The 25,628-nt window shown below is 51.2% G+C and carries 22 protein-coding genes; 5 read left to right on the top strand and 17 right to left on the bottom strand.

All coding sequences use genetic code 11. The features are described from left to right. Nucleotides 1-49: 49 nt before the first annotated feature. From HRU77_12135 to HRU77_12060, 16 genes are all read right to left on the bottom strand, one after another. On the bottom strand, nt 50-2,407 hold the full coding sequence (locus HRU77_12135; GenBank protein QOJ21367.1) for a phenylalanine--tRNA ligase subunit beta: 2,358 nt from the start codon (nt 2,405-2,407) through the stop codon (nt 50-52). 40 nt (nt 2,408-2,447) lie between these two features. Continuing rightward, nucleotides 2,448-3,467 (bottom strand): phenylalanine--tRNA ligase subunit alpha, encoded by a 1,020-nt coding sequence (gene pheS / locus HRU77_12130; GenBank protein ID QOJ21366.1) that lies wholly within the window; start codon nt 3,465-3,467, stop codon nt 2,448-2,450. Nucleotides 3,468-3,582: 115 nt separating this feature from the next. Further along, complete coding sequence (gene rplT, locus HRU77_12125; GenBank protein QOJ21365.1) at nt 3,583-3,942, bottom strand: 50S ribosomal protein L20; 360 nt, start codon at nt 3,940-3,942, stop codon at nt 3,583-3,585. Between the two features lie 12 nt (nt 3,943-3,954). Next, nucleotides 3,955-4,152, bottom strand: coding sequence for a 50S ribosomal protein L35 (rpmI, locus tag HRU77_12120; GenBank protein QOJ21364.1), 198 nt, complete (start codon nt 4,150-4,152; stop codon nt 3,955-3,957). A gap of 89 nt (nt 4,153-4,241) precedes the next feature. Beyond that, complete coding sequence (gene infC, locus HRU77_12115) at nt 4,242-4,814, bottom strand: translation initiation factor IF-3 (protein QOJ22168.1); 573 nt, start codon at nt 4,812-4,814, stop codon at nt 4,242-4,244. Nucleotides 4,815-4,846: 32 nt separating this feature from the next. Next, complete coding sequence (gene thrS / locus HRU77_12110; GenBank protein QOJ21363.1) at nt 4,847-6,754, bottom strand: threonine--tRNA ligase; 1,908 nt, start codon at nt 6,752-6,754, stop codon at nt 4,847-4,849. Between the two features lie 93 nt (nt 6,755-6,847). Next, a complete protein-coding gene (locus HRU77_12105) occupies nt 6,848-7,603 on the bottom strand; it encodes a hypothetical protein (GenBank protein ID QOJ21362.1) in 756 nt (251 codons plus the stop codon). Between the two features lie 146 nt (nt 7,604-7,749). Further along, the gene (locus HRU77_12100) at nt 7,750-8,457 is read right to left on the bottom strand and encodes a NapC/NirT family cytochrome c (protein ID QOJ21361.1); all 708 of its coding nucleotides are present in this window, start codon (nt 8,455-8,457) and stop codon (nt 7,750-7,752) included. Further along, on the bottom strand, nt 8,457-9,176 hold the full coding sequence (locus HRU77_12095; GenBank protein QOJ21360.1) for a cytochrome C554: 720 nt from the start codon (nt 9,174-9,176) through the stop codon (nt 8,457-8,459). Before HRU77_12095 ends, HRU77_12100 begins: the two co-directional genes overlap by 1 nt. Before the next feature lie 97 nt (nt 9,177-9,273). Beyond that, the gene (haoB, locus tag HRU77_12090) at nt 9,274-10,305 is read right to left on the bottom strand and encodes a hydroxylamine oxidation protein HaoB (GenBank protein QOJ21359.1); all 1,032 of its coding nucleotides are present in this window, start codon (nt 10,303-10,305) and stop codon (nt 9,274-9,276) included. Next, nucleotides 10,302-12,014, bottom strand: coding sequence for a hydroxylamine reductase (locus HRU77_12085; protein ID QOJ21358.1), 1,713 nt, complete (start codon nt 12,012-12,014; stop codon nt 10,302-10,304). The genes haoB and HRU77_12085 overlap by 4 nt, the downstream gene beginning before the upstream one ends. A gap of 306 nt (nt 12,015-12,320) precedes the next feature. Beyond that, nucleotides 12,321-13,037: a hypothetical protein gene (locus HRU77_12080; GenBank protein ID QOJ21357.1), complete on the bottom strand. Its 717-nt coding sequence runs from the start codon at nt 13,035-13,037 to the stop codon at nt 12,321-12,323. Nucleotides 13,038-13,173: 136 nt separating this feature from the next. Continuing rightward, on the bottom strand, nt 13,174-14,421 hold the full coding sequence (glcF, locus tag HRU77_12075) for a glycolate oxidase subunit GlcF (GenBank protein QOJ21356.1): 1,248 nt from the start codon (nt 14,419-14,421) through the stop codon (nt 13,174-13,176). Further along, nucleotides 14,422-15,492: a glycolate oxidase subunit GlcE gene (gene glcE / locus HRU77_12070; protein QOJ21355.1), complete on the bottom strand. Its 1,071-nt coding sequence runs from the start codon at nt 15,490-15,492 to the stop codon at nt 14,422-14,424. A 5-nt stretch (nt 15,493-15,497) separates the two neighbouring features. Continuing rightward, nucleotides 15,498-16,952 (bottom strand): FAD-binding protein, encoded by a 1,455-nt coding sequence (locus HRU77_12065; protein QOJ21354.1) that lies wholly within the window; start codon nt 16,950-16,952, stop codon nt 15,498-15,500. 16 nt (nt 16,953-16,968) lie between these two features. Continuing rightward, the gene (locus HRU77_12060; protein ID QOJ22167.1) at nt 16,969-17,862 is read right to left on the bottom strand and encodes a 2-hydroxy-3-oxopropionate reductase; all 894 of its coding nucleotides are present in this window, start codon (nt 17,860-17,862) and stop codon (nt 16,969-16,971) included. Nucleotides 17,863-18,176: 314 nt separating this feature from the next. On the opposite strand from HRU77_12060, the gene HRU77_12055 reads away from it, so the two are divergent. Together HRU77_12055 and HRU77_12050 are read left to right on the top strand one after the other, a co-directional pair. Beyond that, nucleotides 18,177-19,346 carry a L,D-transpeptidase family protein gene (locus tag HRU77_12055; GenBank protein QOJ21353.1) on the top strand — a complete coding sequence of 390 codons (1,170 nt, stop codon included), beginning with the start codon at nt 18,177-18,179 and terminating at the stop codon, nt 19,344-19,346. Between the two features lie 68 nt (nt 19,347-19,414). Next, a complete protein-coding gene (locus HRU77_12050; GenBank protein QOJ21352.1) occupies nt 19,415-20,395 on the top strand; it encodes an isoaspartyl peptidase/L-asparaginase in 981 nt (326 codons plus the stop codon). On the opposite strand, the gene HRU77_12045 is transcribed toward HRU77_12050, so the two are convergent. After that, a complete protein-coding gene (locus tag HRU77_12045; GenBank protein QOJ21351.1) occupies nt 20,392-22,209 on the bottom strand; it encodes an adenosylcobalamin-dependent ribonucleoside-diphosphate reductase in 1,818 nt (605 codons plus the stop codon). The genes HRU77_12050 and HRU77_12045 overlap by 4 nt on opposite strands. A 262-nt stretch (nt 22,210-22,471) precedes the next feature. On the opposite strand from HRU77_12045, the gene HRU77_12040 reads away from it, so the two are divergent. The 3 genes from HRU77_12040 to HRU77_12030 are packed head-to-tail and all read left to right on the top strand — an operon-like array spanning nt 22,472 to nt 25,628. Next, nucleotides 22,472-23,245, top strand: coding sequence for a hypothetical protein (locus tag HRU77_12040; protein QOJ21350.1), 774 nt, complete (start codon nt 22,472-22,474; stop codon nt 23,243-23,245). Between the two features lie 19 nt (nt 23,246-23,264). Beyond that, on the top strand, nt 23,265-24,083 hold the full coding sequence (locus HRU77_12035; GenBank protein ID QOJ21349.1) for a polyphosphate kinase 2 family protein: 819 nt from the start codon (nt 23,265-23,267) through the stop codon (nt 24,081-24,083). Between the two features lie 54 nt (nt 24,084-24,137). Further along, a complete protein-coding gene (locus HRU77_12030; protein ID QOJ21348.1) occupies nt 24,138-25,628 on the top strand; it encodes a CHAD domain-containing protein in 1,491 nt (496 codons plus the stop codon).

Genomic DNA, 25,628 nt, shown 5'->3' with positions numbered 1-25,628 from the left:
AATAATCGAAACCAAAAAAATCAGTCGACGCATAGGCAAAAGCTATGCATCAATTACGCAATGCAGCGGAAAATTTATTCTTCAGGATTTCTACTATGCTTGCCACCGCAGAATCGGCTTCTTCGTCGGTCAATGTTTTCTCAGTATCTTGTAACAACACCCGGAATGCAAGACTTTTTTTGCTGCTGTCCATCCCTTTGCCGCGATAGATATCAAACAACGAAATGTCCGACACGATCGCTGATTTTTCCGCATACAGAGCAACCAGTAGAGAATGTACGCTGATATCATTATCGACGATAATTGCAATATCGCGCCGTACCGGTGGAAATTTAGAAATTTCCTTAACCGTTGGTAAAAACTTAGACATCAAACTGTCCAGCTCTAACTCAAACAGCACGGCATTTCTCTGCAATTCATATTTCTTCTGCCAACGCGGGTGCAATTCCCCCAGCCATCCAATCGGTTTATCTTCAATGACTATTTGCGCTGACTTTCCTGGATGCAATGCCGGATGGGAGAATTTTCTGAAATAGATCGCTTTGCCTTTACACAAAGCCTCTACATCGCCTTTTACATCATAAAAATCAACATTTCTCGCCGGCACACCCCACTGTTCCGGCATAACGTCGCCATAGCTCAATCCTGCAAGTTTTTCTATTTGCTTGCAATCACTCTCGTCGTCTCTTATAAAACAGCAACCCATTTCAAACAGGCGCACCCTGGTTTGCTTACGGTTCAGATTAAATTGCAAATTGGCAACCAAACCGCCGATCAAGGTACTGCGCATAACGTTCATCTGACTTGCGATCGGATTCTGTAACGCGATGGGGCGGTTATTATTGACCAAATCAAGTTCCCAGTCGGAATCGACAAAAGCGTAGTTGATGACTTCCTGATAATCGCGCGCAACTAAGGTTCGTTTAACATCCATTGTGGTGTACCTCGATTCCGGTGCCGGTAACATCGCCATCCCGCCGTTCGGGTAATGAACCGGAATCCGGTCGTAACCATGAATCCGCGTTAATTCCTCTATAAAATCTTCTTCGATTGCCAGATCAAAACGGTAACTTGGCGGTGTGACGGTGAAAACATCCTCGTCTAGCGAAAACTCGAACCGCAAGCGCTGAAAGTAATCGCTGACTTGCTGCTTACCGATAGTAATACCTAACACCCGCTTTATCCGCTGTACACGCACATTGACAACCTGTCGCCGTGGCAGTTCGTGCTTGATCTCCGTTACCGGCCCCGCTTTACCGCCACAAATCGTTAGTATCAGGTAAGTAGCGCGCTCCAAAGCATCTCTCGTAGCGGCAAAATCCACCCCGCGTTCAAACCGGTAAGCCGAATCCGAGCTGAATCCCAGTTGAAATGATTTTCCGCTGATCGCATCCGGACTGAAATATGCACTTTCCAGAAATATATCCGTCGCGCCTTGGGTTACTCCGCTATCCAATCCTCCCATGATGCCGGCCAGTGCAAGCGGTTTTTGTTCGTCTGCGATTAACAACATTCCGGAATCGAGGTCAATTTGATTACCGTTCAGCAATTGCATTTGCTCACCTCGGCCCGCATACCGAACTTGGATAGCACCATTGATTTTAGCGAGATCAAACGCATGCATCGGCTGCCCGGTTTCCAGCAGCACATAGTTGGTAATATCGACGACCGGATTGATCGAACGCAATCCGCTGCGTTCCAGCCGCTGCCTCAGCCACAAGGGGGTCGGCGCATCGAGATTGACGTTTCGTACAACCCGGCCGCAGTACAGCGGACATGCTTCAGATGCCATCACCTGCACTGCCAGCGTATCGTCGATCTCTTCAGGAACGGACTTTTTCTCCAGCAAAACCAGTCCAGCGGATGTGATGGCCGCAACCTCGCGCGCTACACCCAGCACCCCGAGACAATCCGCTCTGTTTGGCGTCAGTTTTAAGGTAAAAACATGATCGTCAAGCCCGTAATAACTGCGAAAATCCGCACCCACCGGTGCATCCTCAGAAAGCAACAACAAGCCGTCAGCCGCATCGCTGACACCCAATTCCTTGGCCGAACATAGCATTCCGGCAGAATCCACGCCGCGCAGTTTGGTTTTTTTGATGGTAAAACCCGGTAAAGTTGCGCCAATCATTGCACAAGGAACCTTTACCCCAGCACTGACATTCGGTGCACCGCAGACAATCTGTAAAGTCTCTGTTCCGGTATTCACGCTACAAACTTTCAACCGGTCCGCTTCCGGGTGTTTCTCCACTGTCAGCACTTCAGCCACAATGACTTTATCAAACACCGCCGCCACCGGCTCCATGTTCTCCACTTCAATTCCCGCCATGGTCAATGCATGCGCAAGTTCATCGCTGGAGAGTGGCGGATTAACAAAACTACGCAACCAGTTTTCTGAAAATTTCATGAGATTCTGTTACGAACGACAGTAAATAAATGGATTTAATTCAATTGAATTGTTTGAGAAAGCGCAAGTCATTCTCAAAAAACAGCCGCAGATCATTCACCCCGTATCTAAGCATTGTCAACCGCTCGACGCCCATGCCAAAAGCAAACCCGATATAGCGTTCGCTATCAATTGCGACGTGTTTCAACACATTGGGATGCACCATGCCGCATCCGAGCACTTCCAGCCACCCCGTGTGACTACAGACCCGGCACCCCTTTCCATCGCACATGACACAACCGATATCCATTTCCGCGGAAGGCTCGGTAAACGGGAAAAAGGATGGACGGAACCGCACCGGCAAGTCATCCCGTTCAAAAAATTGCGCCATGAAATCTGCCAATACTCCTTTTAGCGCAGAAAAACTCGCGTTTTCATCAATCCATAATCCTTCCACTTGATGAAACATCGGGGTATGCGTCACGTCCGAGTCGCAGCGGTAAACCCGCCCGGGAGCAATCACTTTTACCGGCGGTTTATTGTTTTGCATGTAATGAATCTGTACCGGCGAGGTATGCGTGCGCAGCAAGTTGCCATTGTCGATATAAAATGTGTCGTGCATAGCACGAGCGGGATGCTTTTCCGGGATATTCAGCGCAGTGAAATTATAAAAGTCGGTTTCTATTTCCGGCCCCGCAACCACATCAAAACCGATCGAATGAAATAATGCCTCGATCCTTTGCAACGTCAGCGTCACGGGATGGAAACCGCCAACACTGGAGCCTCGACCTGGCAAAGTGATATCCAAGGCTTCTTCGGTTAATTTTGCTTCCAGCTCTTTTTCTTGAATGGCGTTACGCCTTGATTTAAGTGTCGCTTCGAGCCGGTTCTTGGCTTCATTGATTTGGCAGCCCATCGCGGGGCGCTCTTCGGCAGGCAATTTACCTAACCCTTTGAGTAACTCAGTCAGCACACCACTTTTACCCAGATAGCGCGCTTTGACATTCTCCAACTCTACCGGATCCTCGATGTTATTCATCAGAGTGATGGCTTCGGTGATAATTTCTTCCAGTTTTTTCATGTCAACAAAAGCATCAAGATTTAATTAGCAGCACATCCTATGGTTGTTTTCTTCACAACAAAAAGGGAGGTTCAGGTTCAACCCGACCTCCCAATATCGATTGACTTGCGTCTAATTAGGTTGCCAGACTCGCTTTAGCTTGTGCCGCAATTTTCTCAAAAGCGCTTTTATCGAATACAGCTAAATCAGCCAGAACTTTTCTATCGACAGCAATGCTCGCCTTCTTCAGACCATTCATAAACACACTGTACGACAGACCGCATTCACGAGCAGCCGCATTGATACGTGCAATCCATAAGGCACGGAATTGTCTTTTGCGCTGCCGACGGTCCCGGTATGCGTATTGACCGGCCTTCATAACGGCCTGTTTGGCTATACGGTACACATTCTTACGGCGTCCGCGATAACCTTTAGCTAAGTCTAATATTTTTTTGTGCCGCGCATGAGCGGTGACACCACGTTTTACTCTTGGCATGACTGTCTCCTTTTATGCGTAGGGCATCATAGCCCGAATCGAAGCGGTATTAGTGGCATGCACAGCAGCAGTGCCTCTCAATTGACGCTTATTTTTCGTTGTTTTTTTAGTCAATATGTGGCGTTTGAAAGCTTGTGAGCGTTTGACACTCCCGCTCGCTCTAAACTTAAAGCGCTTTGCAGCACCACTTTTTGTTTTCATCTTGGGCATAAATGCTCCTCTTTAACATGAAACCGGGTGTTTTCATGATTGAAAAACTTTCCCAACCCGGCGATCACTTATTTTTTAAATCAAGTTCACTACGAAACCGCTGATGAACTTTCTGCTGCCGATTTTGGTTTATCAGTTTTGACATCTTTTCTTTTAGGCGACAATACCATTACCATTTGCCGTCCTTCCATCTTAGGAAATTGTTCCACCATCGCGAAAGTTTCCAGATCACCTTTTACTCGTTCCAGCAATCGCATGCCGAATTCCTGGTGCGCCATTTCACGCCCGCGGAATCGTAATGTCACTTTTACCTTATCCCCTTCGTTCAAGAAATTAATCAAATTTCTCAGCTTGATGTTGTAATCCCCTTCATCCGTATTCGGTCTGAATTTAATTTCTTTAATCTGAACTTGTTTTTGCTTTAATTTCGCATCATGTTTCTTTTTACTCTCTTGATAGCGAAACTTACCATAATCCATCAAGCGACATACTGGCGGCTGCGCCGTCGGCGCGATTTCAACCAAGTCAACTCCGGCTTCTTCCGCCAGAGTATTTGCTGCAGCAAGTGACACGACACCAACCTGCTCTCCATTCACACCAATCAAACGCACTTCCGGCACATCGATTTCTTGATTGATGCGCACTGATTTATCCTGAGCTATGGTAAATTCTCCAAGAATAGTTTAAAAGAAATTTATACTTTCGCAGAAAGCTCTTCGGTAAGACGCCCCAATAACGCTTCTAATGTCATCTGACCCAGATTATCACCCGCACGATTGCGCACGGCTACTGTATTTGTTCGCACCTCTTCATCCCCAACGACAATTTGATAGGGAAGCTTCTGCAAGCTATGCTCGCGGATTTTATAGGTTATCTTCTCATTTCTCAAGTCCAAGGCAACTCTAATGCCATGCTGTTTCAATTGTGCGGCAACCAGCTGCGCATAATCGGCTTGTGTACGAGAAATATTAAGTACGACAACTTGCTCAGGTGATAGCCACAACGGCAACGCCCCCGCATAATTTTCCAATAATATACCGATGAATCTCTCCATAGATCCCAGAATCGCTCTATGCAGCATTACTGGTATTTTCCGCGAATTATCTTCTGCAACATATTCCGCACCCAAGCGATCCGGCATAGAAAAATCCAATTGCAATGTCCCACATTGCCAGACTCGTCCAATGCAATCTTTCAAAGAAAACTCAATTTTGGGACCGTAAAACGCGCCCTCACCCGGCTGCAATTCCCACTCCAGCTTAGCCTCGTTCAATGCTGCTTTAAGCGCGCCTTCCGATTTATCCCATTGCGCTTCTGATCCCACACGTTTTTGCGGCCGGGTTGATAACTTAACCATCAACTCCTTGAAGCCGAAATCGGCGTAAACCGCTTTCAGCAGATCAATAAATCTTACCACCTCATCTTGTATCTGATCTTCGGTACAAAAAATATGCGCATCGTCTTGTGTAAACGAACGCACCCGCATGATACCGTGCAGTGCGCCTGATGCTTCATTGCGATGGCAAGAACCAAACTCGGCTAAACGTATCGGAAGCTCCCGATAACTCCTTAAACCTTGATTGAATATTTGGACATGACCGGGGCAGTTCATCGGTTTGATAGCAAAATCACGTTCATCGGCATGCGTGGTGAACATATTCTCGCGAAAGTTTTCCCAATGCCCCGAACGTATCCATAAATCTTTATCCAAGATTTGCGGCGTACGAATTTCCAGATAACCGTTCTGACTAAGTATATTTCTCATGTATTGCTCAATCTGTTGCCATAGCAGCCATCCCTTGGGATGCCAGAATACCATGCCCGGGGCTTCGTCTTGCGTATGAAACAGATCAAGCTGCTTGCCAATTTTGCGGTGATCTCTTCTTTCCGCTTCTTCCAGGCGATGCAGATAATCTTTCAGATCATCCTTATTGGTCCAGGCTGTGCCATAAATACGCTGCAACATTTCATTATTGGAATCGCCACGCCAATAGGCGCCTGCCACTTTCATCAGCTTAAAAGCTTTTATTTTGGAAGTCGCAGGTACATGCGGTCCCCGGCACAGATCGGTAAAGTTTCCTTGCGAATATAACGATAAATCTTCATTGCCCGGAATGGATTCAATGATCTGCGCTTTATAGTGTTCTCCCTGTTCTTTAAAAAAAGAAATCGCATCCGTGCGTTCCAGGATCTTTCGTTCTATCTTTAAATCACGCTTACTGATTTCCAGCATGCGTTTTTCTATTGCTTGCAAATCTTCCGGTGTAAATGCCCGCTTATAAGAGAAATCGTAATAAAATCCATCCGTAATCACAGGTCCGATAGTCACCTGTGCATCAGGAAATAATTCTTTCACTGCGTGAGCGAGCAAATGCGCGCATGAGTGCCGGATAATCTCCAATCCTTCAACATCTTTCTCTGTAATAATGGCGAGATCGCTATCGTTGTTGATCGGACTGGATACGTCGACCAGTTTTCCATTCATTTTCCCGGCAATTGCCGCGCGAGCCAAACCTGGCCCAATTGCTGAAGCCACGTCCAATACAGTTACAGGATGATCAAAAATGCGCTCAGACCCATCGGGTAAACGAACAACAGTCACGGCAGTCCCTTCCAACTTTTCGGATAATTACATTGAATTAATACAGTTCTTAATGTAGCGAATTTAATCACAGAAAACTTTTTAAGCAGACAATCATTTAATAAGTGCTGTTTTATACCAGCTATTCATTTTTTGCAAACCGTTAAGGATTTTTGGAGAAAAACCAATGGCTACCGCATCGACTAAGCAATACCAAGCAGCAACACCGCTCGGCGGATTTCCTTGTGTCCAGTTAAAAACCGGCTCTATTGATGCCCACTTCCATGTACCTGCTGCAGTACCTATAATCTCCAGCCAAGTGCAAATAAAAAAGGCCCCCAGGTAAACCATTGGAGATCGTCCTTTGAATAAGCAAATGACAAAAATGCAGAACAAAAACGCGCCGACTTGATCGCCTTGTTCCGGTATGCCGCTAATACCCCACAGCGACCACAGGCCACCTGCAATAATCACAAAGGCCGCCAGTTTTCTGGCATTCATCAAAAAAAACCGCGAGCGCGACAATGCAACCGCCGTCAAATAAACCATGCCGTGTCCCGGCGGCACATAATGCGGCACATTTCCAAAACGATAGGTATAGCCTTCCATATAAATCGATGCGAAATGCTCTCCCGCTGTCGCAAATGCTACCGCAACCACGACCTGCATCCGGACTTCCTTATTCTCGCCGATCAGCAAAACAAACAAAAAAATCCAGGCGATTACACCCAGCACATTCTGCATTTCTCGAGCAGCACTGCCGTCGATGACTAAGCTGACCGCAACACAAAAGAAAGTAAAACCTGCAATAAAATAATCTCGGGTTCTATGTGGATAGTCGATATTCGGTTTTGGAAAATGATCCAACATATTTTAAAAAACCTTACAGGAATAAAAAGCCCGCCATAGGCGGGCTCGCTAAACTTTTATTACCTTTAAGACATTTGCTCTTATTTTTACTTGCATATAATCTGCAAATGCCTCGATTTATTCTACTTCAGTGAAGAGCGAAGAAATTACTCCTCATCGTCCTCATCATCATCGTCCGAGGCTTCCGAGCTTCCGGCTTCACCGCCAGCAGCAGCACCGCTGCCCGCACCTTCGCCTTCGTCCTCATCCTCTTCGTCTTCTTCTCCTGACCCACCTTCATCCTCTTCCTTCACCAGTACCATCTTGCCCGCCTTCAAGCTCGCATTCAGGTCGGTCTTCGGCACTTCTTCATGTACCAGATTCTGATGGCAGTCTATGCACGTCGCACCTTCCGTCTTCAGCTTCTTGTGCGCTTCCTGTGCGTCCGCTCCCGGCGGATTCGGGTTCTTATGGCAGTCGCGGCAGGTGATGCTGTCCCATTTCTTCAAGTTCATCCGCGCATCGTGCGCCATGATTAAACGGCGCTCATTAAACTTCTCCAGCGTCGAGTAATCGTTCACCAGTTCCAAGTACAGTTCTCTCGCACCATCCACCGCGTGGGTATACACGGCTAAGTGGAAGTTCTTGAACCCTTGCGGTATGTGACAGTCTTTACAGCCGGGATTTACACCCAGCGCACCGTAGTGCGTCGATTGCTTCAGTTCCGTTTGCGTATAGGTCATCGAGTGGCAGCTGGTACAGAATTCTTCGGTCGATAGCGCCGCTTCTCCGCCAAATACTACCGCTACCAGTACGATACCCAGCAATCCGCCTGTCAGCAGCGTGCCTATCGCTCCTTTTTGTATCCCTGTCATTACTCTTTTCCTTTATCTTTTTTGTCCGCTGTCTTTTCCTTGGCGCTGGCTTGGAATTCGTCATGGTACTTGAATTTCGGTTCGCCTACGAAAGTGCCGTCCAGTTTGTAGTGTTCGTGCATCGCTTTGACGTCTTTGACCATTTTGTCAAAGTCAAACGTGTATTTCGCGTCAACTGCTGGTGTGAATGGGGTGTACGGAGCTTTCGCGCCTTTCCAGGGTGAGCCTTCGTAGTTCAGGTGACAGGCGGCGCATGCTTCTTCAAAGTGGAAGTCTTGTCCTTTGTCTGCAACCACTTTGCGTTGTGTGGTGGTGCCTTTGCTTTCAAATGCTTGTCCTGCTTTGCGATGATCTCCACGGTAGCTCTTTCCAGGGCCGTGACAGGATTCGCAGCCAACTGCCGCCAATGGTTTTTTCGGTGCGTCTATGTTGTAACCGCCTTTTTTGCCGAAGCCGTCGACGTGACAGCCTACGCAGTCTTTGTCTTGGGTGTAGTCTTTTTCCGGATCCAGTTTGGCTTTAACTTTGGCTTCTTTGCGCGCGCCCGGTTTTAGCGATTCCATCGCTTTGGCGTGTGCGGTGTCTTTCCACGATTTGGCTTGTGATTTGTGGCAGGAGCTGCATTTCGCACGGCCTTCAAAGGTGTCCGCCAGTGCCGCGCCTGAAAAAAATGCGGTTGCCGCTAGTACCGCCAGTATATAGGTTATTGGGTGTTTCATCCTTCCTCCTTTATGCTTTTTTTAATTCAAGTTTGTTGGCTTCGTATTGTACGCTATCGCCGCATTGTGTAAATGGCTATTTTGCTGGCGTTGCCGTTTATGGTAGTTTGTAAACCCAGTAGCCGCCTTGTTGATAGATCAGTTGCGCTACTTCCAGTTCCGTCGGGGCTTTCTTGTCGACAAACGGCAGCATTCTGGCCAGTAGCGTTTGACTGCTCTTTTCATCGCTCAGGAAGAATACTCTGATTTCTTCGTCCGCGACCGATTGCAGGGTGTAGGTGTTGAAGTCGTTTTCCTTCAGTTGCACTTTCATTTGGTTGATCATGCCGTGCATGTTGCCGGTCATCGGGAAGTTCTGAAACGCTACGCCAATTTTGTCCGGGTGCATGAGTCCGACTTTGTATAGGTCGGTGACGTGTACGATGACGTAGGTTTCCCGGTCTGAGCCTACCAGTTCCCGCAGTTGCTTGACGCCTTCTTCCGCAGGGGCTGTCAGGGCTTCGCTGAAGCGTTTGAATTGTGCGCGTTCTTTTTGACTGGCTTTGCTTTCCCAGAATTGGTTTTCATAGGCTTGGATGGCTTCGCTTTGTTCCAGCCAGGGCACCGGTATCATCAGCGGTTCGTTCAGGTGGCTGGTAAAGAGCGTGTCGTTGCCGGTGAGCAGTTTGAGTTGCCGCGAGGTATCCCACCAGGACAGTATCAGGGCGTCTTTCGGCGCGTGTCTTTTGATTACGGCGGCCAGCGCACTGAGTTCCGATGGTTTGCGGTCGAAGTTGTACAGTATTTCGTTGGTGCTGTTCTTCCAGTAGATCAGTACCGGCGCTCCGCCTTCTTGCCGCGCTACCATGAATTCGGCTATCGGTTTGGTTACTCCGTCGGCTTGTACTTTGTATTGGCTGAGCTTCAGTTCCGGCCAGCCTTCCAGGTCCATTTTGCTGAACTTCCGGCTGTCGCCTTCCGCAACCAGTTGATAGTGATAGGGGGCCGGTACCGGTTTGAACCATATATATGTAAACCAGCCCAACAAAAGCAAACCTCCCGTCACCAGGAGGATCCCTAATGACGGGAGTAGCTTGTCTCCCGATCGCACTGCCTTGGCAGTGCGATCTTCTGCGTTAGCGCTTATCAAGCTTCGCTTTGCTTACGTTTGCGCCAGCCTGCCAGAGCCAGTGTTCCGGCCAGCAGCATGCCACCGCCTAAACCGCCCAGCGAGATTTTCTCTGCTGTGCCGTCTAAGTCGAGTAGACTGGTTTTCTTGCTTTCAAGATTCTTAACACGTTCTTGCAGTGCAACCATTTCACGGATGCGGGTGTTTTCGTCTTGAATTTCAACGTAGGCGCGGTTGATCGGCCCCCAGCCTTCGGTGTAAGTCCAGCCGCCCGGGTTGACGTGCGCTAAGCCTACGTGCATTTTAGCCAGGTCGTTTTCATGCATTTCCAGCACTTTCAGCTCGATCGCTGCAGGGCTGTTGCCTTTCGACCAGAACAGTTGGGCAAAGTATGCATAGCCTTCTTTTTCCGGTGCAGGTGGTGCAGGGCGGTTGGTTTTTTGCCCTGTCAATAAGCCTTCCTTGTACAGTTGGTGTACGATAGCGTTGGCTTCTTGGTATTTAGCCAGTCCTTCCAGCGTGCCTCTGTCCATCAGGTCGAGGTAGGAGCGGGCAAAACGTTCCGAGTGGCATTGGGTACAAGTCACGACCCATGAGTCCAGACGTTTTTCCGACCATTCGCTCTTGATGTTTTCAGCAATCCCAGGAACAAACGGATAGTTCGCCCAGCGGATTTTTCTAACCATGTTGTGGCTGTATTCGCCTTCGTATTCCATGTGGCAGCCGGCGCAGGTTGGCGCGCTTTGTCCGCCTACTGCATAGGCGTCTTTTAACGGTGCTTCCCAGTTCCATTGGTTACCCAGCATGCCGACAATCTTGCCGTGCTTGGACATGGAGTAAGCTTCCCAGTTGTTGTGGTCTACGCCGCTGTGACAGGTTGCGCAGGCTTCCGGTCTGCGGGATTCCGCTGCTGAGAATTCGTGACGGGTGTGGCAGGAGTCACATTTGTTTTGGTTGGTGTGGCACATCGAGCAGCCTTCGGCTACTTCGCGTTGCGGCATCGCTGCCCATACCGTGGTTTCCACGTTGGCTTTGTAGTCCAGCGCATGCGATGGACGTCCATCCGGCCATTGGTCGTGCGGCCAGATCATCGTGTCGCGTTCCGATTCACGTTCTGCAAATTCTTGCAGGTGACAGGTACCGCATACGTCCGCCGTCGGCATTCTGATGTCTTTGGTGTGATCGGCTTTTTTCTTCGCGCCAATGTCTACGTGGCAGTCGATACAGCCGACTTCTTTCAGGTTTTCACCTTCAGCCAGTCTGCCCATCGAGCGTAGGTTCTTTTCGATGTCTTCCAGTTTGGCTTTCTTATAAAAAGTAGGATCGCCCGGTTTCAGATTGCGGACTTTGTCCAGGTTCGCATGGCTGCTTCTCTTCCACGCTTGTACCCATACCGGCGATTCGTCGGTGTGGCATTCCACGCATTCTTTACGGCTCGCAACTTCTTTGTTCGTGGTAGGCGATTTGTAAAATGTCGCCGGATCCAGGTAAATTCCATACGGAATCGGTTCCCAATATTGCGCCAGCGTGCCGCGGCCCGCTCCTTGCGCAGGATCCTTGTAACGCTTAACCAGCGCTTCGTGCAATTCCTTCGGCGTTACTTTCTCTCGATCCAGTTTCAACGCTTCATATAATTCGTTCGGTACGCTCGGTATGTTCGCGTGCGCCGCTCCTATCAGCAACCCACCCAACATCGCCGCTACTATCTTCGGCCATAGCTTGCCTTTCATCTCTCTCTCCTTTGGTTTTCCATTCTCTTTTAACCCTTCGCCTTCCTTCTATTCTTATTTTCTCTCTACTTTTTACTATTTTATATGCGAGTGCGGCAAATTGCCCACGCCACAACTCACCATTCCTCAACTAAAACCCAGCCAAGACTACTGAGTACTCTTATAACTGTCAAGGGAATTTAACTGACAAGATAACGTAAGAATAACTGCTCTTGATCGTATTCGCCAATGCAAAAATTACACCGTTTGGCTACAACAGTGCAACTGATTTCAACCCGATCTAACTGTGAAAAAGCCTTTGCTTAGTTACACAGAAGCATCCGATGCTTTCTTGCGGCGCATAAAATAGAATGCGGCACCGCCGCCCGCAACAGCGACTAATAAACCGATTTCCATCACACCAAATCCGCCGCCGTGACTACCGTGTCCACCGCCTTTGCCAACATTCAGCGGGATTTTTACGACCGTTTTCACATTGCCAGCATCATCTTTGCGTTCCAGCTGCACCGCATACTGTCCTTTTTCCTGAATATTAGCTGCCACGACGATAATTCCGGAATTATGCTTTTGCGCCGGCATATAAACAATGCCATGCTCAGCAGCCCCATGTTCTTCGTGTTCATCATGATTCATTCCTTCATGACCCGCATGATCATTGGCATCGGCTGCTTTTTGCTCGACAGGCGCAGCTGGTTTGGCGCCGTGGCCTTCATGTCCATCTTTGACCAAACGAACTGCCAGAGGAATCTCGCGTGCTTCATGCGGCAACTCAATGGTCAAATTCACCTTGCCGGCATTTGGCAGATTCTCACAAAACGAATGCATGGGCGGTATGCCGCCTTCCGGTACTTCATAGGCGCTGAATGTTACCGGGAATTCACCGGTTTTAATCGTACAACCACCTGCATCATGATGACCTTCGTGAGCGAGCATCAACTGCGCATACGACGGCATTGCCAAAAAAGATGCTAATACCGCACCACCAACTTTTGTTACCCAACCGCTTCTAAAAACAACCTTCATATCTTCTCCAATTAATTGATTATCTTAAGCTTATTGCATCATTGCTATACGCTCAGAAATTCCGCTCGAACAACTTAGCACGGGATTGTATAACAAAAAAAATAGAATATTAATCGAAATGAAAACTTTTATCGTTTCAGCCGCCACATAGCCGCTCATCCACCAGCTCTATCCAGTGCTTGACTGAAAGCACCGTACCGGTTTGCAAATGCATCAAACAACCGATATTGGCAGTAGCTATCTGATCAGGTTTACCCGATTCCAGCGCGGTAACCTTATTTTTTAGCAGTTGCTGCGAAAGCTCCGGTTGCGTAATGGAGTACGTACCGGCGGAGCCGCAGCACAGATGCGCATTGGGCACGACAGTCAAATCAAAACCGGTTGTAAGCAGAATTTTCTCCACCACCCCGCGAATTCGCATGCCGTGCTGCAATGTACAAGGAGAATGGAACGACAATCGTTTTTTTTCGGCTTTAACATTGCGTTGAGAAAGTAAGCGTTCAATATTTTCCAGTTCTGCATACAGAGTCTCGCCGATATCTTTGGCAAGCGCCGAAACCTTAGCCGCTTTTCCGGCATACGCTGCATCATGTTGCAGAAAATGACCATACTCCTTCACCGTCACCCCGCAACCGCTGGCCGTCACTATAATCGCCTCGACTTCGTTCCGCTCCACCCACGGCCACCAGGCATCGATATTGCGACGCATGTAATCCAACCCCTCTTGCTGCGCATTCAGATGAAAAGCAACCGCGCCACAGCAACCGGCCTGTTCTGCCTTAATCAATGAGATTCCCAAGTTATCCAGCACGCGCGCAGTTGCAGCGTTGATATTAGGCGCCAATGCCGGCTGCACACAACCATCGAGCACCAACATTTTGCGCGCATGCCGCGCTGTGGGCCATGTTTTTGCCGAGCTGAGTTTGCGCGGTATTTTTGTTTTCAAGCTGCCCGGTAACAATGGCCGCACCATTTGACCGGCCTGGAACAACGCATTAAACAGCATCGCATTCGGCAAAACTTTACGCAACGTAAAGCGCATCACTTCTGAAGGGATGTTGCGTTTGACCTGTTTCTCAGCAATCGCACGGCCGATATCCACCAAGGCGCCATAGCGTACCCCAGACGGACAAGTCGTTTCGCAAGCGCGGCAGGTCAAGCACCGATCCAGATGCGACAAAGTCTTCTGCGTAACCGGTTGCCCTTCCAGCATTTGCTTCATTAAATAAATACGTCCGCGCGGGCTGTCCAGCTCATCGCCGAGAATTTGATACGTCGGACAAGTCGCCAGGCAAAAACCGCAGTGCACGCAACTGCGCAAAATAGCGTCGGCTTCCTCGCCTTGCGGGGAATTTTTTATGAAATCAGCAAGCTTCGTTTGCATTTAAATCCCGGGATAAAGCCGGCCGGGGTTGAAAACTCCCGCCGGGTCAAATTTTTCTTTCAAGGTGCAATGAATTTTCATCAGCGCAGGCGGCAACGGATGAAACACCGCGGTGCGCGCCGCATCACTGCGAAACAACGTGGCATGTCCACCTGCTTCTTGAGCTGCGTGATGAATGGCTTCAGTTTTATCGCCGGTAGTGCATAGCCAGCGTAAAGCGCCGTTCCATTCCAGCAATTGTTTACCCGGCAGATGAAAAGACGGTGCGGTCGATTTAACCGACAGGCGCCATAACCGCTGATCCGGCTGAAAAAAATCATGCGTGTGTTCGCGCACCGACCGCCAGAAGATGACATCGTCTTGTACTAAATCACCACCCAGTTTCGCTCGCGCGGCGCGCACTGCCGGTTCGGCGCCGGAAAGCCTGACAAACAGCTGGCTATCGCTAAAACAAGTTGCGGAAACCGGCAGTGGTTTTCCGGCCCATTGGTTCATTTTTTCGATTGCAGCCGCTTCATGCATGGCCATACATAGTGTCATTTCTACCGTTGGCTTGGGCAAGACTTTCAGCGACACTTCGAGCAAAACACCCAGTGTTCCCATCGCCCCCGTCATCAACCGGGACACATCGTAACCGGCGACATTTTTCATCACTTGCCCGCCAAAACGCAAATCCTCACCTTTTCCATCGAGCATGCGCACACCCAGCACAAAATCGCGTACGCTACCGACCGCAGCGCGGCGCGGGCCGGATAGCCCTGCGGCAATGCAACCGCCTAAGGTAGCCGCCGCACCGAAATACGGCGGTTCGAATGCCAACATTTGGCCGTGCCGGTCAAGCTCGGCTTCCAGATCGCTCAACTGCGTTCCGGCGCGCGCGGTGATCACCAGCTCGGTCGGTTCGTAATCCACGATACCGTGATAGCCGGTCATATCGAGCAATGTGCTGTTTGGTTCCCCTGTCGGATTACCGTAGAAATCTTTGGTGCCGCCGCCGCGTATTCGCAGCGGAATTTTAGATTCAACCGCTGTGCGGATAGCCGCCTGGTATTGATCAATTATGGTCTGCATGGCACTCAAAAACGCGGTAAATCGGCGAATTTTTGCTCACCGTGATGCACATGCATCGCCCCCAGCTCCGCGCAACGGTGTAATTCAGGCACCGCTTTGCCCGGATTGAGCAAACCCGCCGGATCGAACGCCGCTTTCACGGCATGGAACATGGCCAGCTCTCCGGCTCCGAATTGTGAACACATCTGATTGATTTTTTCCATTCCCACGCCGTGCTCTCCGGTGATCGTGCCGCCGGCATGAATGCACATTTCCAGTATCTTGCCGCCGAATTCCTCGGTTCTTTCCAACTCGCCCGGCTTGTTCGCATCGTACAAAATCAGCGGATGCAAGTTGCCGTCCCCGGCATGAAACACATTCATGCAGCGCAATCCGTATTCTTGTGAAAGCTTTTCGATGCCGCGCAGCACATCGGCCAGGCGTTTGCGCGGAATGGTGCCGTCCATGCAGTAATAATCCGGCGAAACCCGGCCCGCCGCGGGAAATGCCGCTTTACGGCCGGCCCAGAATTTAAGCCGTTCGACTTCATTATTCGACGTACTGATGTTGGTCGCGCCGCTTTGCTGCATGATGGCATAAATCCGCCGGATTTCATCCGCCACTTCCTCGGTGCTGCCGTCCGATTCGCACAACAAAATCGCCTCGGCATTCAAATCATAACCGGCGTGCAAAAATTCCTCTACCGCATGGATCGTAATCTTATCCATCATTTCCATACCGGCGGGAATAATGCCCGCGCCGATGACATTCGCCACCGCACTGCCCGCTTTCTGCACATCGTCGAACGCTGCCATCACCAATTGCGCCTTTTCCGGTTTGGGAATCAGCTTGACGGTGATTTCCGTGACGATGCCGAGCATGCCCTCGGAGCCGGTCATCAAGGCCAGCAAGTCATAACCCGCGCTGTCCAAACTATCACCACCAATTTCCAGGCACTCGCCGTCGATAGTCAGCACCCGCAGCTTGAGAATATTGTGCACGGTCAGGCCATATTTCAGGCAATGCACGCCGCCGGAATTTTCCGCGACGTTGCCGCCGATCGAGCAGGCAATTTGCGACGAAGGATCGGGCGCGTAATACAAACCATACGGTGCCGCCGCTTCGCTGATCGCCAGATTGCGCACACCGGGCTGCACGCGCGCGGTGCGCGCCAACGGGTCGATGGCGACAATCTGTTTCAGTTTCGCTAGTGACAGCAAAACACCTTGCGCATGCGGCAGCGCGCCACCCGATAAACCGGTACCCGCGCCACGCGCCACCACGGGTATTTTAGCCGCGTAGCAAAGTTGCAAGACCTTGACTATTTGTTCTTCCGTTTGCGGCAGCACCACGATCATTGGCAATTGCCGGTAGGCGGACAAGCCGTCGCATTCGTACGGTTTTAAATCCTCGGTTTCGTGCAAAACCGCGTCGGGCGGCAAAAAAGACCGCAGTTGATTGACAAACTCTTGAGCAGACATACGATTATTCGGGATATTATTGAATTTCGTGGTTAGCGAGTTTTTCCAGCATTTTGACAATGGCGGAATTATCCCATGTTGCGCCGCCGTGCGCGAGACAAGCGGAAAACAACTCGCGCACCGCGGCCGTAGTCGGCAGGCTCACGCCCAATTCGGCGGCGCTTTGCAACGCGATGTTCAAATCCTTGTGATGCAATTCGATGCGAAAACCCGGCTCGAAACGCCGTTCGATCATGCGCTGACCGTGCACTTCCAATGCCTTCGACGCGGCAAATCCACCCAGCAACGCTTGCCGCACTTTGGCCGGATCGACACCGGCCTTGGACGCGAACAGCAACGCCTCGGCCACCGCCTCGATCGCCGACGACACCACGATCTGATTGGCAACCTTGCACACCTGCCCGGCGCCAACATCACCGATATGCGTCACCGTTTTCCCCATCAATTCCAGCACCGGTTTGATGGTCTCGAACACCGCCGTGCTCGCACCCACCATGATCGTCAACGTGGCATTCCGCGCTCCCACATCGCCCCCGGAAACCGGCGCATCGGCGTAGTCATGCCCGAGCGCATCCAGCCGCGCGGCAAATTCGCGCGTCGCCAGCGGCGAAATCGAACTCATGTCGACAATGATCCGCCTCCGGCCAGGATCGGCTTGCAATCCCTCGATAACACCATCCTCGCCGAACAGCACCTTTTCCACATCCGGCGTATCCGGCAACATGGTAATAATCAAATCCGCATGCTGCGCAACCTTTTTGGGCGACGACAAAGCGCTGCCGCCCAGTTCAACCAAGTCGGCAGGTACACCGCTGCGCGAGTGCAAAAACAAGCGGTGCCCGCCTTTGATCAAATGCCCCGCCATGGGCTTGCCCATGATGCCGAGACCGATAAAACCGATAGTGGCCATATTTATAAAAATTGATTGGTCGAAATTTTTAAATCGATGACGAATGACACTACGCAGATCCGCCTCGTTATTTTGTCTGACAATCATACTGGCATTCGATTTTACCGGTCAAAAAATGTGCAGGCGGCAACTCAAAATCACCACTTCGAATTACAGTTCTGTCAGAACTCAACACATTTCCGGACACTCATTCGATACTTTAAATGACAGCGGAAATACCCTGATTTAGCGTGATTAATGGTTGTGTCATCGTGAGAAATCTTGTACATTGCTTGCCATCGGTCACGTCGAATTTTTATGATCTTATTGATTCTATGAATAAAAAAAATTTAGATTCACTCCGTGACGGCCTCGTGTTTGGCTTTTGCATCGGCCTTTTGTTGCTGAGCGGCTGTCAGTCGTTGCCGACGCAACAAACGGCTGCACCGGCGCCGGTAGTCAAGCCTTTGCCGATTCCGGTCGCCAGTCATGAATTCAGTTTCGATTCCGCGCGCGACGATGTCGTCGGCACCTTGCAAGTGGTCACCGCCGGTAAAGACGACACGCTGTCCGACATCGCGCGGCGTTTCAATCTGGGTTACGAAGAAATCGTCAGCGCAAATCCGGGCGTCGATCCGTGGCTGCCGAAAGCAGGCACGGAGATCATCATTCCCACGCAATTCGTGCTGCCGGATGCGCCGCGCCAAGGCATTGTGATCAATCTTGCTGCAATGCGGCTGTTTTATTACCCCAAGACCAAACCCGGTAAGCCACAACGGGTGATCACGCATCCGGTCGGCATCGGCCGGGTGGAATGGAAAACACCCGAGGGAATGACGCGCGTCACCTCGAAGATAGAAAATCCGAGTTGGATTCCAACACCTTCGATCCGCCGCGAGCACGCCAAAAACGGCGACCCGTTACCGGCCGTGGTGCCGCCCGGGCCGGATAATCCGATGGGCACGCATGTATTGAAACTGGATTGGCCGAACTACGCCATTCACGGCACCGATAAACCGCCGAGCATCGGCCTGCGCGGCAGTCATGGTTGTCTGCGCATGTACCCGGAAGACATCGTCGGCATATACCGCGATGTCCCCGTCGGCACGCCGATCCGCATTGTCAATCAACCGCGCTTGCTGGGCTGGCGCGGCAATCAACTTTATTTGCAAGCGTATCCCATCCTGGAAGACGACAAACGCAATCACGCCAATCTGCTCAAGAAATCGTTGACCACCGTGCGCGCAACACCGAAAGGTAAGCGCGATGCGCGGCGTCAGGCCAAGGTCAACCAAACTCTGCTCACTGAAGTCACGCGCAACCCGCGCGCCATCGCCATCCCGATCACGCAACCGGAAATGACGCTGCACGCTTATCTGGATCGCGCCAAGCTGGTGCAAAACACCCTACCGTTCAATGCCACCTGGGATGGCGACATGAGCAGGCAGCTCACGGCAAACGATGTATTGGAAATGGCGAACGAGGAATCTACCCGGATTCGATAGCAACAGCCAGCACCTCTCGTGAATACCATAGAAAACAACGGACTGAGCCAGTCTCAATCCTGCCGCGCATGACACCCCAAATATCTAACGCATCCATCCGCCTCATCATTCATGGCGGCGCCGGTGCGATCAACCGCAACCGTCTGACCGCAGAACGCGAACAGGCTTACCGGCAAGTGCTCTCGGAATCATTAAACACCGGTCATGCCGTGCTCAAAGCGGGCGGCAGCAGTATCGACGCGGTGATTGCCGCAATCATGGTGATGGAGGATTCACCGCTGTTCAATGCCGGTAAAGGAGCGGTGTTCAGTCACGAAGGCCATAACGAGCTGGATGCGTCGATCATGGACGGCGCCACCCGCATGGCGGGCGCGATTGCCGGAGTCACCACGATCCGCAACCCGATCCGCGCCGCGCATGCGGTGATGACGCAAAGCAAGCATGTGATGCTGATCGGCCGAGGCGCCGAGGCTTTTGCTGCTGAACACGGATTGGAAATTGTCGATCCAGCCTATTTCTTCACGCAGCACCGCTGGGATCAGCTGCAAAAAGCCATCGCGAAAGAACAGGTGGTGCGCGATCACGACATGGACTCCGGCACACTGCTACCTGATGGTGATGAGAAACACGGCACTGTCGGCGCCGTGGCACTGGACCGCTACGGCAATCTCGCCGCGGGCACTTCGACCGGCGGACTGACCAACAAGCGCTACGGACGCGTCGGCGATTCACCCATCATCGGCGCGGGCACTTACGCGGACAATCGCTCGGTGGCGGTTTCCGCGACCGGCAGCGGGGAAATGTTCATCCAAACCGCAGCGGCATTTAATACGGCAGCGCAGGTGCGGTTGCAACAAATTCCTCTCGCCGAGGCTGCCGACCGTACACTCGCGGAAGTCGCCGCGCTCGGCGGCGACGGCGGGTTGATCGTACTGGATGCGCAAGGCCGCTTCGCGATGCGTTTCAACACCAGCGGCATGTTCCGCGGCAGCATCGGGAACGATGGCATTGCGCGGACGGGTATTTTTCCAGATGACGTAGATTATTAGTCCGGTTCCCGCTCCAGACCGCAGCAATGCGATGCTGCGTGTTCTACATCAGGTTTATGCAGAATTTCACCGGTCACCGCATTGGGCCGGAACGTAGTGCAGCCCTTCAAACCGAGATCGTACGCTTGCCGATACAGATCGAGAAAAGCCGCGAAGTCGTAATCCACCGGAACGTTGATCGTCTTGGAAATCGCCTGATCGACGTACGGCTGAATCGCGGCCTGCATGCGCAAATGCTCGGCTGGTGCCAGTTCGTGCGCAGTAACGAAAGCGAGCGGCAAATCGTTACGGGCACGAACTTTGCGCCATAAAGCAGCGGCGCAATCGGTCACCGCATAATCCGCATAACAACCATCGCGCTTCAATACCCGTCGCGTGTAATCACTGTCAAATACCGGTTCCAGCCCGCTCGAAACATTGTTGGCCAGCAGACTAATGGTACCCGCCGGAGCGATGGCGGTCAGATGGCTGTTGCGGATGCCGTATTGCGCGATGCCGTTGCGGATGGATTCCGGCAACGTCCGCACAAAAGCACCGGCCAGGTATTTTTCTTTATCGAACAGCGGAAACGCGCCCTTCTCCCCCGCCAGTTCTATCGAAGCCTGATAGGCCGCGTGACAGATACGCTGCATAGCAAGCTGCGCGATTTTTTCCGCTTCACTGCTACCGTAGCGGATTTGCAGCATGATCAGCGCATCGGCCAAGCCCGTCAGCCCCAAACCGATACGCCGAGAGCAGTGCGCCTGTTCAGCCTGATTGGGTAAGGGAAAATGCGAAACGTCGATGACATTATCCAGCAGCCGCACGGCAGTCGCCGCTGTCGCCCCAATCGCATCGAAATCAAGCCGCGCTTGCGGGGTAAAAGGATCGCGCACGAATTGCGTGAGGTTGATCGAACCCAGATTGCAAGCGCCGTAAGGCGGCAGCGGCACTTCGCCGCACGGATTGGTGGCTTGAATCGTTTCGCAGTAATACAAATTATTCAGCCGGTTGATGCGGTCAATAAACAATACGCCCGGTTCGGCGTAATCGTAGTTGGCTTGCATGATTTTCTGCCATAACGTGCGCGCCCGGATGCGTTTGTACACCTTGCACGGCACCAGATCATCGCAACCCGGCCAGACGCGCACGAGCAGCTCGCCACCGGCTTCACTTTCGTTTGCAGGAAAAACCAGCGGCCAATCTTCGTCGCGGCTGACGGCAGCCATGAACGCGTCGCTGACGAGCACGGAAACATTGAAATGCCTCAACTGACTGCGATCCTGCTTGGCAGCGATGAATTCCTCGATATCCGGATGATCGCAACGCAACGTGCCCATTATCGCGCCGCGCCGCGCGCCGGTCGACAGGATGGTCGCGCACATGCTGTCCCAAATGCGCATGAACGAAACCGGCCCGGAAGCCACCGACCCGACACCGGCGGCTGACACACCGCGTGGCCGCAACGTCGAGAAATCATACCCAACCCCGCCGCCCTGCTGCATCGTCAACGCCCCTTCCTTGAGCGCGTCAAAAATGCCATCCATCGAATCGGCAATCGTTCCCATCACGAAACAATTGAACAACGTCACCTGGTGCGCAGTTCCCGCCCCCGCCTGAATCCGCCCGCCAGGAAGAAATTTAAAATCGCGCAGAATGCTGTAAAAACGCGCCTGCCAATCATCCGGATTTTTTTCCGGCACGGCCAGCGCCTTCGCAACGCGCTGCCAGGTGTCTTCGATGCAAGTGTCCAACGCGACACCGTGCTCATAGTGACGGTATTTAGTATCCCAGATGTGTTGGGCGATGGGGGTGGTGAGATGGGGGTCGTTCATGGTTTTCATGGTGGAAATTAATTATTCCAATAAGTTAACTAAGATAAGCTAATTTGGATCATGTGTTTTTAGCTTTACTTCTCGAAGTTGCATTAATTCACAATTACTAATTCATAACCTGATGCAGGTAGCACTTATGATACAGTTACTTATTGAACAGCCATGATTTACAAATCTAAATTAATTGCATGTCAATTATTCTCAAATAGACGACTTTAAATAATTAAATAATTTATTCTCACGCAAATCAATGGAGTACGTAGTGGAAGGTTTTAATAACTCGGCAAAGAGAATTCTTAACATACTAAATAAACTTCAAAATGCGACTAGTAGCGACAGTGCATTCATTGCTTGGTCAAGAGCTTTAGATACTATCGAACAGATTCCCAAAAACGATCCTCATGAATTACAAAGAAGGCTTGGGTTGCTGAAAAATGAATTGGATCTTCTCGAAGCTTCGATGTCTTCCACAGAATTTAGCAAGTCACTTTATCTACCATACATAGAAAGAATAAAAACCACGGTTTCAATAACTAACTTGGATTCACCTTGGACAAATTATGTTGGTCAGCTTGGTTCAGATGTAATGTTATGCATTATGTTTTGTTCAGAAATTCTTCCAAGCGACCCTAACGTTAAATTTGATGAATTAAATGAGCTTCTAAATAAAATTAAATCTTTTAGGGAAGAAATTAGCAGCAACAACTTACCTCACTTCACCAATCAATTTGTTAATAGTCAAATTGATATTATTGAAAGCGCAATATTAGATTTTCCAATTAAAGGAGGTATTGCAGTTAAACAAGCATTTACTGCAGGATTCTCAGATCTAAGTGATAAAGCAGACAGCTTGGCTAAAGATGAAGTTATTACAGTAACATCGAAGGTTGGCTCTTATTGGAAAGATCTTAAGAAAGCGGGAGATGAATTTGTAGCAACTGATCGAATGGTAAATGCATTTGTTAATTTAGCTGAAAAGGGGCAAAGCTTAGCAAATAGCATCATCTCTTATTTACCACCTGGAACTAATTCATAAGGGCAGATTTGAGGTCGCAATGAAAAACCACCCAGTAAAACCCGGCAGCAAGCTCGATCTGTCGCAATGTGATCCCGGTGATACCGGCGATTTCGAGAAAACCACGCAGGGCAAGGAAGCAGCCAAAGCCGTTACGGAAAAATTGATCGGCAAGCTGGATGAATTGCAGGAGCGTTTGTTCGCCAACGGCAATCGCGCGCTGCTGATCGTGTTGCAGGGTATGGATACCAGCGGCAAGGATGGCGTCATCAAGCATGTGATGTCGGGCGTCAATCCGCAGGGGTGTAAAGTGGTGACGTTCAAGACGCCGTCGGCGGAAGAGCTGAAGCATGATTTTTTGTGGCGTGTGCATCAGAAAGCGCCGGAAAAAGGCCAGATCGGTATTTTCAACCGTTCGCATTATGAAGATGTGCTGATCACGCGCGTGCACGGCTTGATTTCGGACAAGGTGGTGCAGCAGCGGTTTGATCAAATCAATGAATTCGAGGAACTGTTGTCCGAAAGCGGCACGTGCATTCTGAAGTTTTTCCTGCATATTTCCAAGGATGAACAGAAGAAACGGTTGGAAGAGCGCATCAACAATCCGGAGAAACGCTGGAAATTCAGCACCGGCGACATCGAAGAGCGTAAATTCTGGAAAAACTATATGGAAGCGTTCGAAGCCATGCTCAGCGCCACCAGCACCGATCTCGCGCCGTGGCATATCGTGCCGGCCAATCGCAAGTGGTACCGTAATCTGGTCATCGCACAACAGGTAGTGCATGCTCTGGAAAACATGAAACTGAAAACACCGCCGGCGCCCGCCGGAATCAACTTTGATACCTTGAAGATTGAGTAGTACAGTATCCGCTCCGCGCCACCCATTGCAGCGCCAACCTCACGAGAAAATTGTATGGAAATCGAGCTGAAGCTGGCTTTGCAGCCTCGCCATGCCCCCCGCATCCGGCATCACCCCTTGCTCAGCAGCAGTCAACCGCAACAGCATGCATTGCTCAGCATTTATTTCGATACCCCGAAGTTTGACCTGATGCGGCGCGGCATCGCATTACGCGTGCGCCGCATCGGTAAGCAGTGGATTCAGACGCTGAAAGCCGAAGCACACTCGGTCGGCGCGCTCACCAGCCGCCCGGAATGGGAAGCGGTTGTCGCGCATGGCGACCGGCCGGATTTCTCGGCATTGCCGCAAGCGGCGCTGGATTTACTGAGCGGCATCAAGCACAAACGTGTCGCGCCGGTATTCACCACCGAATTCCGGCGCACAACGTGGCAAATCGGCGATGGTGCCGCGCAAGCCGAAGTGGCGCTTGATCGCGGCAAGATCACGGCCGCCGGACGAAGCCGGGTGATTTGTGAAGTGGAAATCGAACTCAAATCCGGCAAACCGGAATTTCTGTTCGATATCGCCGAACAACTGCTGCATGCCGCGCCGTTGCACGTCGAGCCGCGCAGCAAAGCGGAGCGCGGCTATGTCTTGTGCGGTGCCGTGACTCCCAGTCCGGCCAAATCTATACGCCCAGCCATCGATAAAGACCAACCCGCCGGTGAAGCCTGGAATGCCATTCTGCAGGCAGCGCTGGTGCAGTTATCCGCCAACGTGCCCGGTTTTTTGGAAAATGCGCACGACATCGAATACCTGCACCAACTGCGCGTGGCATTACGGCGCTTGCGCACGGGTGTGCAATTGGCGAAATCATTGGGGCAGGAAACACCCGCCTGGGAGCGACCGCTACGTGAATTGATGCACGCACTGAACCCGGCGCGTGACTGGGACGTATTTCAGCACGAAATCTTGCCCGGCATCCTGCCGGTTCTGGCGGCGCAGGCACCGCATACAGCCGCCAAAGATGACACCCTTGCAGTGTTGCAAAATGCCGCCGCACAAGCCCGCCAGCGTGCGCAAGCGCTATTGCTGCGACCAGCCTTCACTCAACTTATACTCGACATCGGCCGCAGCCTGCTGATGACTCCCGCCGATTCGCACCGGCGTGATACCCAAACTTGGGCGGCAACCTTACTCGAGCAATGCTGGCAAAAACTGCGCAAGCGCTGCCACGGTTTCGCCGCTTTGAATCCGGCTGAGCGCCACCTGGTGCGTATCGCCGCCAAAAAGATGCGCTACAGCGCGGAAGCGTTTGCATCTCTGCATGGAAAACGCGCCACTCCGTTCATTGCGGCATTGGCGGCTTTGCAGGACGAATTGGGAGCGGAAAACGACCGGCATATGGCCATGCGATTGTTGCAGGGATTGCCGAAAGAAACCGCCGCTGTTAGTTTTCAGCTCGGGCAATTGAGCGGCTCACTGGCATTTGCGGCCGCACAACATGATCAGCTGTCGTCCGCAAGCTGGAAGAAACTGGCAGGGTCTACTTTATTCTGGCGGTAA

Source organism: Gammaproteobacteria bacterium (assembly GCA_015709615.1).
In the GTDB taxonomy this organism is placed as follows: domain Bacteria; phylum Pseudomonadota; class Gammaproteobacteria; order Burkholderiales; family Nitrosomonadaceae; genus Nitrosomonas.
This window is presented reverse-complemented; position numbering and strand designations above follow the sequence as displayed.